Source organism: Sphingobacterium humi (assembly GCF_009768885.1).
Classification (GTDB): Bacteria; Bacteroidota; Bacteroidia; order Sphingobacteriales; family Sphingobacteriaceae; genus Sphingobacterium; species Sphingobacterium humi.
Genome location: NZ_WSQA01000008.1, coordinates 60756 through 74358, shown reverse-complemented (window position 1 = coordinate 74358; position 13603 = coordinate 60756). Strand labels below are relative to the sequence as shown.

The 13603-nt window shown below is 43.5% G+C and carries 9 protein-coding genes; 8 read left to right on the top strand and 1 reads right to left on the bottom strand.

Annotated elements, in window-relative coordinates:
* Nucleotides 1–55: 55 nt before the first annotated feature.
* The 7 genes from GQF63_RS11705 to GQF63_RS11675 all read left to right on the top strand — a co-directional run bounded on the left by GQF63_RS11705 (nucleotide 56) and on the right by GQF63_RS11675 (nucleotide 11239).
* Entirely contained in the window at nucleotides 56–640 is a 585-nt protein-coding gene (locus GQF63_RS11705; RefSeq protein WP_160369417.1) for an RNA polymerase sigma factor, read from the top strand.
* An 84-nt stretch (nucleotides 641–724) separates the two neighbouring features.
* Nucleotides 725–1864, top strand: coding sequence for a FecR family protein (locus GQF63_RS11700; protein WP_160369416.1), 1140 nt, complete (start codon nucleotides 725–727; stop codon nucleotides 1862–1864).
* A gap of 109 nt (nucleotides 1865–1973) precedes the next feature.
* Entirely contained in the window at nucleotides 1974–5498 is a 3525-nt protein-coding gene (locus GQF63_RS11695) for a SusC/RagA family TonB-linked outer membrane protein (RefSeq protein ID WP_160369415.1), read from the top strand.
* A 9-nt stretch (nucleotides 5499–5507) separates the two neighbouring features.
* A complete protein-coding gene (locus tag GQF63_RS11690) occupies nucleotides 5508–6899 on the top strand; it encodes a RagB/SusD family nutrient uptake outer membrane protein (protein WP_160369414.1) in 1392 nt (463 codons plus the stop codon).
* Nucleotides 6900–6953: 54 nt separating this feature from the next.
* Nucleotides 6954–8366, top strand: a complete 1413-nt coding sequence (locus tag GQF63_RS11685; RefSeq protein ID WP_160369413.1) for a TlpA family protein disulfide reductase — start codon at nucleotides 6954–6956, stop codon at nucleotides 8364–8366.
* Nucleotides 8367–8511: 145 nt separating this feature from the next.
* Nucleotides 8512–9255 carry a metallophosphoesterase family protein gene (locus GQF63_RS11680; RefSeq protein ID WP_246163500.1) on the top strand — a complete coding sequence of 248 codons (744 nt, stop codon included), beginning with the start codon at nucleotides 8512–8514 and terminating at the stop codon, nucleotides 9253–9255.
* Nucleotides 9256–9391: 136 nt separating this feature from the next.
* Nucleotides 9392–11239: a glycoside hydrolase family 2 protein gene (locus tag GQF63_RS11675; protein ID WP_160369411.1), complete on the top strand. Its 1848-nt coding sequence runs from the start codon at nucleotides 9392–9394 to the stop codon at nucleotides 11237–11239.
* A 63-nt stretch (nucleotides 11240–11302) separates the two neighbouring features.
* On the opposite strand, the gene GQF63_RS19585 is transcribed toward GQF63_RS11675, so the two are convergent.
* The gene (locus GQF63_RS19585) at nucleotides 11303–12820 is read right to left on the bottom strand and encodes a TPM domain-containing protein (RefSeq protein ID WP_170292233.1); all 1518 of its coding nucleotides are present in this window, start codon (nucleotides 12818–12820) and stop codon (nucleotides 11303–11305) included.
* 209 nt (nucleotides 12821–13029) lie between these two features.
* Here GQF63_RS19585 and GQF63_RS11665 point away from each other — a divergent pair, with 209 nt between their 5' ends.
* Nucleotides 13030–13593, top strand: a complete 564-nt coding sequence (locus GQF63_RS11665; protein WP_246163497.1) for a DUF4230 domain-containing protein — start codon at nucleotides 13030–13032, stop codon at nucleotides 13591–13593.
* Nucleotides 13594–13603: the final 10 nt, after the last annotated feature.

The window sequence follows — 13603 nt, the reverse complement described above, 5'->3', positions numbered from 1 at the left end:
AACATTTAGTATGTTTGCCTTCCTTAGAATTTCTACCTGTTGGATTTAAGGCTATATGGCAAGGACAAACTATAGCATATTTAGTGATACGGAATTAATGGCGTTGGTACGAGAGAACGATGAACGTGCGTTTCAGGAGATTTACCAGCGTTTTTTTCCAGTACTTTATATGCATACCCAAAAGCGTATTGCCGATGCGGAGCTGGTTAAAGATTTGTTACAAGATATCTTTACCTCGATTTGGAAAAATCGGAAAACCCTGCACATCGAGCAATCTGTTTCGGCCTATATCTATGCAGCCGTCCGGTTTAAAGTCATCAATATTTATCAGCAACAACAACACCTAACTAAGTACTTGGATAGTCTGGAGGACTTTATGAACCGGGAGGAGCCTGTACAAGCAGATTTCCTGGTTCGGCAGAAGGATCTCAGCAGCTTAATCGAGCAAGAAGTTGCGCAATTGCCTCCCGGCATGCGCCGCATCTTTATGATGAGTCGCTTTGAGCAGCTGAGCCATAAAGAAATTGCCGCAAGCCTAGAGCTCTCCGAACAAACTGTAAAAACTCAGGTAAAGAAGGCTTTACGTATTTTACGAAAGCGCCTGCCCCTGTTCAGTTTTCTGTTTTTATTGCTACGCTAAAAAATATTTTTTTTTCGATACCCCCAAGCCCCTACTCGATTGACTTATACTTTGGGACGGCAATAAACGCCCCGCAGCACCGGTATGGATAATAAAAAAGCACGTGCCTTACTAGAAAAATATAAACAAGGAACCTGTTCGGAAGACGAGCTGGCCATGTTGGAGACTTGGTATAACCAGATGCAGCCCCCAGCAGTGGAGCCGCAACCGGAGGCCGCCTTGGCGCAAGCACAAGCAGAGGTTTGGAGCCGTATGCAGCCCGACCTCCAAAAGCGGACCTGGCCCTGGAAATCTATGGCTGCCGCTGCAGCCGTTCTGTTACTTGGTTTTTCGGGTTATTGGTTGGCTCAACAGCCGATGGAAACAGCGAAGCCTGTTTATCAGGCTGGAAAGCCCGGACAGTACACCGCCATTATGACTTCTGCCGATGGGCAGCGCTTTAAGCTGACCAAGCGCATGCAGGAACTGGCGCATTTGACCAAAGATTCCGAATCGGGAATGGATTTGTATACGATGGCCAATTTGGACTACAGCCTCACGCTGGCAAACCGGGCAAACTTTGTCTTGTTAAATGACATTAATACCGTGGAAACCCCCATGGGTGGTAATGTGCAGGTATTGCTAGCCGATGGCACCAAGGTTTGGTTAAACGCCGGATCTACGCTTAGCTATCCGATTAATTTTGATCGCTATGCGAAACGGGAAGTCTGCTTAATTGGGGAGGCTTATTTTGAAGTGGAGAAAAACCCGAAGAAAACATTTACCGTAAAATCGGAAAACCAGGAAGTCAATGTATTGGGCACCAAGTTTAATGTACATGCCTATCCGAATCAAGAAGATCGTAAAGTGACCCTATTGGAAGGGTCGGTGGAAGTGGTGAGTTATCATCCGAAAGAGGCTACCGAAAGCCGGGTAATCTTAAAACCTTCAGAGGAGTTGGAAATTCGGAAAAATAAAGCCGATAAACACCTGAGCGATGTGCAGAAAACCCTAGCCTGGAAAGAAGGTCAGTTTATTTTCAATGATGATAGCCTTCGGGATATTATGGCGCAAATAGCCCGTTGGTATGCCGTAGATGTGGATTTTAAGAGCTTACCGGAGAGCCATTACCACGGTCAAATCAGCAAACAGGCCAGCTTAACGGAAGTGTTATCCATGTTGGAAATAACCGGCGATATTGGCTTTAAAGTAGAGAACAATCAGATAATAGCGTTTAAAAAATAGAATCAGAACGGTATAAATGGAAAAAAGCTAGCAGTGCGGGAACACTACTAGCCCAAAAGTCAACCATTATACTACTGCATAATAATTAACCCTAATCAGAATCAAATTTATGAATTTACACAAACTAAATCAACGTGTAAAGGGAAAGGATGTGCCCTGGCTATCCGCTTCCATTTTTCGCGTTAACCCTGCAACAACTATGAAGCTTGCTACCGCTCTTTTAACTTTTGCCTCCTTGCAACTTAGTGCAACGAGTTATTCCCAACAAGTTACGTTATCGAAAAAAAACAGTAGCCTGAACCATGTATTACATGAAATCCGCCAGCAAAGCGGCTACAATGTATTATACAACAGCGACCTGATTAACAGTAAAGGAAAGATTGATGTACAATTAAAAAATGCCTCGCTAGATGAGGCCTTGAGTCAAAGCCTGGAAGGTTCGGGCCTGACCTATACCATTCAAGATAAAACCATTCTTATTCGTCCTAGAACGGATAATAACGGGTTAAACACAAGCCAACAAGATAGCCGCCCGGTAAAAGGTCGCGTGCTATCTACTGATAAGCAGCCGATGGCCGGTGTGGTTATTTCGGAGCTTGGCAGCAACAATAAAACGCAAACCGACGGCAAAGGATACTTTGAATTGAAAGGCGTAAAACGCTCGACGACTGCTTTAGTAGCCTCCTATGTTGGTTATGAGACGCAACAATTGCCATTGAGCAGCAACCAAAATGAGCTTAACTTCAATTTAGCTGTTCAGCAAAATCAGCTGGAAGAAGTGGATGTAGTGGTATCTACCGGTTATCAAAACCTACCGAAAGAACGTGCTACCGGATCTTTTTCTTTTGTAAATGAAGAGAAATTAAAATTGACCAACCTGGGATCGACCAATTTTGCAAAAGGATTGGAAGGTGTGGTACCGGGATTATTAGTAGGGCAAAACGGTTCCATGGAAATTCGTGGGGCTTCCTCCCTCCGCTCGGCCACCAGAAACGTATTGATTGTTGTGGATGGTTTTCCGGTGGAGAGTGGAAACTTCACCATTAACCCGAACGACATCCAAAGCATATCGGTGTTAAAAGATGCTGCTGCCGCCTCCATTTGGGGTGTTCGCGCGTCCAATGGTGTGGTTGTCATCGTGACGAAAAGTGGTATGGCGACCGAAGGTCGTGCTGTATTCGAGGTTTCCTCAAACTTAGCCATCGAGGAGCAGCCTGATTTCACCTATATGAATCCAGCAAGCAGCAGCGATTATATTGACTTTGAGGTGGAAACCATCAAGCGTGGCTGGATCAACTTCAGCAACCTAGGGAACTCCCATTATTCTCCTGTTGCCGAATTATTCTACAAAAAACACTTAGGAAAATTGACGGATGCCGAAGTGGAAGCCGGATTGGATAAACTGCGCAGCGTAAATAGCCTGAGTCAGCAAGACCTATTTTACCGAAAAGCGGTACAGAAACAATTGAACCTTTCCGTACGCGGTGGTACAGAGAAATACAACTTCTTTATTTCTTCTTTCTACACCAATCAATTAACTAATCTTCAAGGCAATAAGAACGACAACTTTAACTTGAACTTCAAGAATGATTTGCAGGTATTGCCGAAGTTGAACCTGAACCTTGGTGTGAACAGCACCTTTGTGAAGAACATCATGCCGAACGATGGCTACAGCTTTATTGATAGCCGCCCTTACCTCCTTTTCTTAGACGATGAAGATCAGTATGTATCGCATTCTGCCCGTGTGGGGAACCATTTATTAGGCGATTACTACAACAAGGGCTATTACAACTGGGAATATAATCCACTACAAAACGTTCGTGGTACAACCTACAATCAGAATAGCTTTGCCACGAGAATTAACGTGGGTGCAAACTACCAGATTATGGAAGGTTTGAAATTCCAGTCGCAGTACCAAACGGAGCTTCGCTTTATCAATGGCGATAAATTGCAGAATATGGATACGTATTTCGTGCGTAACTTGGCCAATACCTGGCGGGTATATGACGCGAATAAGGGCACTTATGAGCAAAAATTACCGGCAGGGCCAATCTTCGATAAAGATAAAAGCAGACAGGACAGCTGGACGTTCCGAAACTCCTTAACATTAGACCGTCAGTTTGGTGCTGATCATACCGTTTCTGCCATTGCCGGGGTAGAGTTACGCTCTATTGGCTTAAAAAGCAATTCAGAACGTTATTACAACTATAACTCCCAAGCATTAACGCAAGATATTTTCAATGCCTTGGCGATTTCCAACTTTACGTTAAATGCACTGGGTGAATACAGCAGCTATACCTGGAATCCAAACTTTGTGGAAACCAAGAATAGATTCTTCTCGGCCTTTGCCAATGCTGCCTATACTTATTTATCAAAATATACCCTATCTGGAAGTATCCGTACAGATCAATCGAATTTATTCGGTACCGATCCGAAATACAGATACCGCCCATTATGGAGTGCCGGTGCGAGTTGGAACATCCGCAAGGAGAACTTCATGCAGGACGCTACATTCTTAAATCAATTGATTTTACGCGCAACCTACGGTTTGAATGGTAATATCGGAAACTCGAGCCCATACCCTATTGCGACAACCGGGAAGAGCTTTGCTACGCAAGAGAATATGTTGACCTTTAGCAATCCGGAGAATCAGTTCTTACGTCCGGAAAAAACGGCAACCACCAACTTCGGGGTTGACTTTGCCTTGTTCGAGCATCGCATCAGCGGTAGCTTAGATTACTATAACCGCAAGAGCTATGATCTATTAGCGAAAAGCTTATTGGATGCAACCACAGGATTCCTTTCTGCCGACCGGAATACAGCCATCATGAACAACCATGGTATCGACTTGAATTTAACAGGTCGCGTATTAACCGGGGAGTTTAAAGTGGATGTTGACCTGAACTTGGGCTACAACAAAAACAAAGTAACCGATGTGATTGCACCAAATAAAACGGCCACAGTTTATATCGCAGGAAATGAACCGATTAAAGACTTGCCGTTAAGCTATTTATATAGCTACAATTGGGCAGGCTTATCGGATAAAGGGGAACCACAAATTTATGATGCCGATGGAAATATCCATTCTTGGTCTAAATCGCGTTTAACCGATGTGAATGCCTTGGTTTATAATGGAACCATGGTTCCTCCATTCTATGGTGGTGCCTTTATTCACTTTAACTACAAAGGCTTTACCTTAAGTCCGCAATTTACATTTAAGGCTGGCCACAAAATGCGTACGGCATCCCCACGTATGGATGGATACCCGCGTATTACAGGCGATATTGCTAATCGTTGGAGAAATCCGGGTGATGAAGCCCATACGGATATTCCACGTGTATTTGACCGCGTAACAGTGAGCCAGGTTTGGAGTGATTATTACCAAAAGTCTAGCCATTGGATTGCCGATGCATCGTTTATCCGTTTAAGATCCGTAACCTTAAATTATAGATTACCGAACGCCTTCATTAAAAACGTATTTAATGAAGCCAATGTCTCGGTACAGGCTAATAACTTCCTATTATGGTCGGCCAATGAGCAGGGCGTAGATCCTGATTACGTTAGCTTGAGCACAGGTGCTGTAAACATGCCACCGGCAAAGAACTTTATCTTTTCCCTTAACCTTAAATTCTAATTCGCTATCATGTTGATTAAAAATATATTCAAATTCGCTGCCATCCCGATGTTGTTTACCTTGGGATCTTGCGACAATTTCTTGGATGTGGTGCCAAAAGGCGTTGTTATTCCGCAAAAACTGGAAGACTATGAAGCATTGCTAAGCGCGCCATTGGTGGTGACCAGAACAGCCAATAACTCGGTTTATGAAACCGATGAGATTATCCTTCCGGATGCACACCGCGCCGGAGCAGGTGGTTACCCGGGTCGCCATGCCGTAAATGCCTATGACTTTTTGCCCGAGCATTATGATGTAAGTGAAAACGATGAAGATTGGAATATTGCCTACAAAGCGATTTACACCTACAACTCGGTTATTGAAGGCGTAGCCGCCAATACGGAAGCAGACCTGAACAGAAAGAACCGCTTGAAGGGTGAGGCTTTGGTGCACCGTGCCTTTACGTACTTAACCTTGGTAAACCAATATGCTAAGCATTATAGCGAATCGGCCAGCAGTGACTTAGGTGTTCCTTTGCCTTTAAAACCAGATATCAACGCATTAATGTCGCGTAGTACAGTGCAGGAGGTTTATGCGCAAATCGAAAAGGATTTATTGGAGGGGCTTCCATTGCTTCCGGATGTGGCGACTTATTCCTACCGCCCAAGCAAAGGTGCCGCTTATGGTACTTTAGCACGCATGTACCTTTTCCAAGGAAAATGGGAAAAGGCTTTCGATAATGCCGATAAAGCATTGGCAATAAATAGCTTTGTTTATGACTATAATACCTTTGCTTATGCCGATCCGAACAACCGTAGAGGTACGTTGACCGGCTACCCAAGTGTGCAAAAGGAAAAGAAGCATATTGTATACAATAAATACATGACCAAGGTTGGTGCTTATGACTTTCAATTCTTAATTGCGCCAGAACAATATGCCTTGTATAAAGCAGGCGATTTACGCGAGTTATTTGGCACATCGCCAAAAGGTTATACTTCGGCCTTATTGCCAGCACCGGGTGTTTTGGAAATGAACGGTGCCTATGACTACAACAATGGCGGTATCACCACCCAAGAGTTAGTGTTGGTTCGTGCCGAAGCAGCAGCACGCTTAGGCAATGTGGCCAAGGCTTTAGCAGATTTAAACCTGCTTCGTTCTAAACGCTTTACAACAGCAAGCTTTGTGAAATTGGAAAGCACCGATAAAAATGAAGTGCTAAACTGGGTGTTGAATGAGCGCCGTATTGAATTGGCCTTTCTTGGCCATCGTTTGGCAGACATCAAGCGTTTGACCCTAGAAGGTCGCAAGTTTCAGATTAAGCGTGGCGATAAAACCTACGAAGGCAATAGCCCTTTATTGGTGTATCCAATTCCAGCGAAGAACATGTCTGTGAATCCGAATTTAGTACAAAATCCTAGGTAATACCTATACCCATCAGGAGAGCGACCATGCTCTCCTGCTTTGTTAAATTTATATATGATGAAACAATTCCTATTCAGCTGTTTAGCCCTCTTTCTATTTCAATTTGGCATGGCACAATCGATGGTTACAGGCACTTTGCCCCAAAGTGAGGGCCGTACATACCATATTTACCTGAAACCAATCGAGGGTCTTGCCGAATTTGGCGAGACGATGGACGTGGAAGCCGATGCGCAACAGCGCTTTGCTTTTGAGCTTCCGATTCAGGAAGCGGGTTTCTACCAACTTTCTATTATCAGCATGTTTGCTGATGGTAATAAGGCGAACTACAATGCCGTGATCTATATGAAACCAAAGGCTAAGCTGTTTGTTCCTTTTCTTCCAAAAGAAGCCTACGGCCTGGCCAGCGATGCCAAGCAAGTAAAAGATGGGAATAACCGCTTATTGTTGGAAGCACAGGAAAGCAATTTAAACCAGGTACGGGCCTTATTCATGGCAGACTTTGAACCGCAAGCCTCCAAGCAACAATTGCAGGCTTTCTACAGCATTGCAGATAGCCTGACCAAGAAAAGCAAAGCGCAACGTGTAGTAAAGGATTATGTGCAGCTGATGGCCTTTAATGAATATAATGCGAATATGTATCGCATGGGCATGGCCTTGAAAGACCCGAAAGACCCACAGTATGCGGCATTCTATCAGCAGCCACGCCACCCGAAAGCTTATTTCAATAATCCGGCTATTTTGAGCCTCTATACCGGCATTTCAAGTATGGTCAACTACTTAGACCTTGCGGTTGGAATTCGTCCCTATAGCCGCCGGAAAGACCTAAACCTCCTACAAAAACAGGTAGCAATCTTAAAACAAACGGTTACTCATGCAGAAGTTGTCGATCAAGTGGTTAAACGCATGTTGGAAAATTACATCAGCGGCTACAGAGCGAGCGATTCTTTTGAGGCGGACTTGCAGGCTTTCCAAGGTATTGCCAATCAACTACAGCAGGAAGAGTTGCGCCATCAGGTGGTTGCTGACTTTGAGAACTTACGTTTTACCTTGAAAGGTGCCGATTGGGTGAATCTTGAATTTGTACAAGCCGATCTATCCAAACTTAAGTTGGATGACCTGAAAGGAAAATATGTGTTTATTGACGTATGGGCTTCTTGGTGTGTGCCTTGTATTAAAATGATTCCGCATTTGAAGGAATTAGAAAAAGCCTACGAAGGAAAGAACATTACGTTTGTCGCGCTTTCCATTGATGAGGATCAAGAAAAATGGGCGAAGAAACGCGATGAATTGGGGCTACATGGCTATCAGCTGTGGGATGCCTCCAATACCTTTGCAAAACTGATGAATATTACCGGAATTCCGCATTACCTCTTGTATGATCCGGCAGGTAAGCTTATTCATTACCAAGCACCGGCGCCCAATTCTGCGGAGATCCGAAAAGAATTGGATAAGCTGCTGGCTAATTAGCGATCCTTCACGCATCTATCTATAAAACCAAAAGGGATAACGGATTCTACCGCTTATCCCTTTTTTTATGCAGCAGGCTGAAATAACGCCAATGGCAGCTGATTAATTACCAGCATATAACAAGCATTAAACGTACCTTTGCTTGATGAAGATTGCTATTCTATCTGATATCCATGGCAACCTGCCTGCTCTGCAAGTGGTGCTTGCCGATATTTACAGCCGGGACATTCAACAGATTTATTGCCTGGGCGACTTGACGGATTTTGCGCCCTGGGATAATGAGGTCATCGCGCTGATCAGGAATCTGAATATTCCCTGCGTTTTAGGGAATCATGATGAACGCATCGGTTTTGATCAGGAGGTGATCCCCTTGAAAAAGCATAACGATGCAGAGAATGCCGCCAGAATAGCGGCCATTGAGGTATCGAAGGCGGAAACTTCTCCCGCGCATAAGCAATACCTGCGACAGCTGCCCTTTAGTATGCGCCTGGAATATGCGATTGCTGGCAGAAAATATAAACTGCTGTTGGTTCATGCGCATCCGGATAGTAATGAAAAGTATATTTATGCCGAGGATACTACCGAAATGGAAGCCCTCCTTGCCCGAGAACAGGTTGATGTGCTATTCTCCGGCCATACCCACCTCTCCTATTGTAAAGCAGTCTCGCAGGGTTGGGCGATCAATCCGGGATCGGTAGGTAGATCTAAAGAAGCCCATAGAAAAGCAAGTTATGCCATCCTGGAGATTACAGCGCAAGGCTTAAGACCGGAGATTGTTCAATTGGAATTCGACCGCAAGAAAGTGATGGCTGCAATTCGGAAAAGTGCAATCCCTGATTTCTATGCCGACTTCTGGGACTTGCATAGCGATATTCTTGATGGGAAATAGCATAGGGAATTGAAGGTTTAAAGGAAGTATTTTATTCATTTAAAAGGTTTGCTATCGTGTATTAATTAGAAAATCCTTATTTTTAACTAGTTCAGGCTTATGCACTTGAACGTTTTAATTCTAAACCTATTCATACATGAAACAATCTTTTATTTTGGCCTTCTTATTGGCGGCCAGCACTTGCAGCTTATCTGCACAAGAATGGAAACCCGCGGGCGATAAGCTCATGACCCCTTGGGCAGCCCAAGTAAACCCACAGCAACCACACCCTGAATACCCAAGACCCCAATTTATTAGAAAGAACAACTGGCAAAATCTAAATGGCCTTTGGAAGTATGCTATTTTAGCCAAAGATCATCAACAGATTCCAAACCATTGGGATGGGGATATCTTGGTGCCTTTCGCTGTAGAATCGGCACTATCCGGAGTGGGCAAGCCCTTAAACAAGGACCAATCCCTTTGGTACCAAACAGAGATTAGCCTATCCAAAAAACTAAATAAAGGAAAAACCCTCCTTCATTTTGGAGCCGTGGATTGGCAATGCGAGGTCTTTGTAAATGGTAAATCTGTAGGAACACATGAGGGCGGTTTTGATGCCTTCAGCATAGATATTAGTGATGCCTTAAAGAAAGGTGCTAAACAACAAATTACCCTTCGGGTTTGGGATCCGACCAGCGATGGGCCACAACCTCGGGGAAAGCAAATTAACAATCCGCATGGTATTTGGTATACCCCGGTATCTGGAATATGGCAAACTGTATGGTTAGAATCTGTACCGAAGAGCTATATAAGCAGTACCCAACAAACCCCTAACGTTGACCAGTCGGTTTTAAAAGTAGCTGCTGCGATTGAAGGTGCACAAGCGCAAGATCAAATTCAATTGATTGCTTATGATAATGGCCAAAAAATAGCAGAATCTACCGCTGCAGCAGGTCAAGAACAAGATCTTAAGCTCAGCAATATCCAATTATGGAGTCCTTCCCATCCAAAGCTATATGATTTGGAGGTAAAATTGCTTCGCAAAGGGAAAGTGGTCGATCAGGCGCAAAGTTATTTTGCCATGCGGAAGATCAGTAAAAAGACCGATGGCAAAGGAATTGAACGGATGTATCTGAATGATGAATTCCTATTTCACTACGGCCCTTTAGATCAAGGTTGGTGGCCGGATGGTTTGCATACAGCCCCAAGTGATGAAGCCCTAAAATTCGACATCGAAAAGACCAAAGAAATGGGCTTCAATATGATCCGTAAGCATATTAAAGTGGAACCCGCCCGATGGTACAGGCATTGCGATAGTATCGGTATTATGGTGTGGCAGGATATGCCGTCCGGAGATTTAGGGGGAAATATATGGGATATGCATCCAGGGAAATTCCGCTTCGGCAAACACGATAAGATCAGAACGGCAGCATCGGAAGCCATCTATCGGAAAGAATGGGATCGTATTATGACGAATCTGCATAACTTCCCTAGTATCGTCATCTGGGTGCCGTTTAATGAAGCTTGGGGTCAATTTAAAACCAAGGAAATCGTACAATGGACGAAGCAAAAGGATCCTTCGCGATTAGTGAATGGAGCCAGTGGCGGTAACTTCATCGAGCCTGCGGATATCCTGGATCTGCATAACTATCCAGATCCTGCGATTCCAGATCCTGCACGCTTTGGAAAAGATTACATCTTAGCCGTTGGGGAATTTGGTGGCTTAGGATTGCCTATTGAAGGCCATACCTGGCAGCAGAAAGACAATTGGGGATACCAAAGTTTTAAAACAAAAGAGGAGCTAAAAGCACGCTACAGTCAATTGATTACGGAGCTTAGCGAATTGATAAAGTTGGGCTTATCTGCCGGTGTCTATACCCAAACTACCGATGTAGAAATCGAAACAAATGGGCTGATGACGTATGACCGGAAGGTTATTAAAATTCCAATTGAGGAACTGCATCAGATTCATCAGAAATTATACGATAAGAATTTAATCAATTAAATAAGAAGGCCTGTGGATTTGCACAGGCCTTCTTATTTAACACTGCTTTTGAAGCTTGTTTTACTACCATCTACCGCCTGCTCCTCCACCACCAGATGATCCGCCGCCGAAGCTGCCACCACCGCCTCCGCCTCCTGAGGAACCTCCCGACCCTGATCCGCCAGAGCTACTCGAGCTCCTTGTTTTGATAGGAATGATGTAAGTGTCCAACAATAAATAGTAATCACAGTTCATGCAATCGTCTGCCAGCTCACCCTTACCTGATATCGTATAGGTTGAATCTTTAATGGTTTTCCTGTGATTCTTAACCAAGGTATAGTAATGGCATTGGGGACATTCCGAAAACTTCTTTTTTATATCCCAAGGAATGAGTTTCACTTCTTTGGTTCTTTTGTTTTCCCATATTTCATATTGCCGGCTACCCAGCTTTTCCTCTTTAAAATGACCTTCATCCATAAAAGCCTTAGCTCCCTTGTTTCGCTTGTCTCGCGGAATCCTGTGCCAATCTCCCGAAGGATCAGGCGCTAGGAAACGGCCTTTATCTTTCAAATTTCTCCGTAAAATAACCGATATGTCAATCCATGCTAAGGGCGATAATAACATCGGGATCAAGGATAGCATGAAGAACTTATTGGTGGCTTTGGCCCTTTCTTGTGTATCTGCATAGCTTTTTAATATACTTGTTCGAGCTACCGTGATCTTCATAGCAAGGATAAGTCCGCCCAAAACAGCCGCAAAATAAGGCAGGTTCTTCCGTTGATACACCTCTTCTACATTATGCAAAAGAAAGGCAAAGAGAAAAATAGTTAAAAACATCAGCAAGCCCATACAGCCAATCCCCATAAAGATGGGGGCGAATAAGCTCTTCTTAATAGGTTTCCTAATGAGTGATGCAGCTACAACATGTACATATAAATAGAGCAGCATAAAGAATCCCAATACGATTAAGGCATTTTTTAAATATACATTGCGCATACTGAAAAATGGCGTTGCTTCTGGCATCCTTGCTTCCAGTTCCGCGCGCACATTTGGAGATTGCAGCACCTCAGCAATAAAGTTAGCGGCCTCCCATATGCCTACCTCATAATTGCCGGCTTGAAAATTGGGCACCAAGTATTTTTCACCTATTCGTTTTAAATACGCGTCCGGTAATACGGCCTCCATACCGTAGCCTGTAATAAAACGGTATTCATGCCTGGAGACAGCCACAAATAATAGGAGCCCATTGTCAGCACCCTTCTTCCCTATTCCCCAATGATTAAACAAATCTAGGGCGAATTGGAAGTCACTATCCCCGACGTAATCATTAGCTATGACGATTGAAAACTCCACACCTGCTAAAGTATCCAATCGCTGGGACAGTAAATTCAGTTGCGCCTTGCTATCTGCAGAAAGAATGTGATCCGGATCGCTTATATAAACCCCTTGTCCATTCGTTTTTGGATTCGGCAAACTTTGGACCGTATAAGGATCCTGCAACATAGCGTTCGCAGAAACAGCCGGAAATAGCATCCAGAAGCTGCTTAGGAAAAAGAAAGTTAAAAAGGAGAAATAGCGTGAATTTTTAAGGCTTAGCTGCATATATAGTCTCGTAGATTAGCATTAAATTTAGGAATTAATTTGGAACAAAATACAGGATCACTCGGTTTACTACTTAGCATAATCGGAAAATATGGCAGTTTATTCCTTTGGGATGTAAATACTTAGTTACGCAAATAAGCTTTACAGCAACTTAATCGTCAAATAACATATTAAACGCATAATGGTCTATTATTTGACTAAATACACATATGATGACAAAACTAGTAAAGACACTCCTATTCCTTGGCATCCTAGGTTTATTAGGATGGTTAGTATGGAGCAATATGAAGCCGAAGACGCAACGTATCAGCAGCCATCAGATATTATTGGAGCGAATTGAATCGATGGGAAAATTGGAACTGGTGAAATACCGCCTATCGGATGTTATTGAACATAAAGAACTATCGACATTTTTACCGGAGGCCAGTGTTTTATTGATTATTAAAGCTGATGCCGTAGGCTGTGTTGATTTGAGTAAGCTGCAAGCTGGTGATGTAAAGGTAATCGAAGATTCCGTACATATTTCCTTGCCGAATCCGGAAATCTGCTATGTTAAGATTGACCACAAAGACTCTAAAGTATACGATACGAAGATGGCCTTTTTTAGGGAAGCGAGCTTGGTAGATGAAGCCTTTAAAAATGCAGAAGAAGAAATTACCAAGCAAGTAAAGAAATCTGATATCTTGGAACAAACGAAGAAAAATGCTGAGCACGTATTTAAGCCCTTATTGGAAGGCTTAGGCTATAAAAAATACAGTATCTCGTTTGAGTAAATAGCACATG

Bases quoted from the DNA above. Each gene is read 5' to 3' on its own strand.
- GQF63_RS11705 (WP_160369417.1), top strand. From the start codon at position 56: ATGGCAAGGACAAACTATAGCATATTTAGTGATACGGAATTAATGGCG.
- GQF63_RS11700 (WP_160369416.1), top strand. From the start codon at position 725: ATGGATAATAAAAAAGCACGTGCCTTACTAGAAAAATATAAACAAGGA.
- GQF63_RS11695 (WP_160369415.1), top strand. From the start codon at position 1,974: ATGAATTTACACAAACTAAATCAACGTGTAAAGGGAAAGGATGTGCCC.
- GQF63_RS11690 (WP_160369414.1), top strand. From the start codon at position 5,508: ATGTTGATTAAAAATATATTCAAATTCGCTGCCATCCCGATGTTGTTT.
- GQF63_RS11685 (WP_160369413.1), top strand. From the start codon at position 6,954: ATGATGAAACAATTCCTATTCAGCTGTTTAGCCCTCTTTCTATTTCAA.
- GQF63_RS11680 (WP_246163500.1), top strand. From the start codon at position 8,512: ATGAAGATTGCTATTCTATCTGATATCCATGGCAACCTGCCTGCTCTG.
- GQF63_RS11675 (WP_160369411.1), top strand. From the start codon at position 9,392: ATGAAACAATCTTTTATTTTGGCCTTCTTATTGGCGGCCAGCACTTGC.
- GQF63_RS19585 (WP_170292233.1), bottom strand. From the start codon at position 12,820: ATGCAGCTAAGCCTTAAAAATTCACGCTATTTCTCCTTTTTAACTTTC.
- GQF63_RS11665 (WP_246163497.1), top strand. From the start codon at position 13,030: ATGATGACAAAACTAGTAAAGACACTCCTATTCCTTGGCATCCTAGGT.